The organism is Sphingomonas endophytica (genome assembly GCF_001476895.1).
GTDB lineage: Bacteria > Pseudomonadota > Alphaproteobacteria > Sphingomonadales > Sphingomonadaceae > Sphingomonas > Sphingomonas endophytica_A.
This window is the reverse complement of record NZ_LDTB01000162.1, coordinates 1-782: the sequence shown is the minus strand read 5'-3', so window position 1 is coordinate 782 and position 782 is coordinate 1. Positions and strand designations below refer to the sequence as shown.

1 protein-coding gene is annotated in these 782 nt (G+C 64.5%); it reads right to left on the bottom strand.

Annotated elements, in window-relative coordinates; genetic code table 11:
- Positions 1-533: 533 nt before the first annotated feature.
- Positions 534-782 (bottom strand): hypothetical protein (locus NS334_RS16530; RefSeq protein WP_206542696.1); only part of this gene is annotated, 249 nt, incomplete at its 5' end.

Below are 782 nucleotides of genomic sequence, written 5' to 3'. Positions count from 1 at the left end.
GGCCGAGCTCGGCTGGGTGGCCGCTGGTATCGCAGCCGGCACAGCATGATGAGGTGGGACCGCGGCAGCCGGACCGGGCGCGCCGGCGGTTTGGGCGAATGCCGGCAGCGCCGCAAGCATCGTGGCGACGACGACGAGTGTCTGTCTCTGCATATCGCGTTTCTCCGGACTGCGCCGCTTGCGCGAAAGATCGGAAAACTCGGCCCCGCCGCACGAATCAAAGGGGGCGGTGCGCTTATTCGGAGGTGATGATCTACGCCGAGACCGTTGCGTCTTGATTAAGTTTTGGTTGCCGCCGCTGCATGACCGCGGCCGTCTTGCCGGTATCGCAACGGCCTTACCGTACACATCAGCGCGGAACTCGCTCTCGCGTGGTGCCGAAGAGACAAAAAAGAAAAAGCGCTGCCATCGCGGATGGCAGCGCTTCGACATCTTCCTGGCCCGACCGTGGTGGTCCGATGACCGGCCGCCGGCCAATCCGCTCGCCCTGGTCGATCGCGTTCGCGGCGTCGCGACCGTACCTGCGCAGCCGCTCAGTCTTCGTTGGCGGCGATCGATTCCATCAGCGACACCAGCTGGCGCTGCACGGTCTGATCCTTGATCTTGCTATAGGCGCGCAGCAACCGGAGGCTGAACGCACTGTCGAGGAACAGCAGGCTCTCGACTTCGCGGGCCTTGTTGTCGCCGTCGTAGAAGAAGGTGACCGGCACGTCCAGCGCGCTCGCGATCTGCTGAAGGCGAGCGGCGCCGACGCGGTTCACACCCTTCTCGTACTTCTGAAC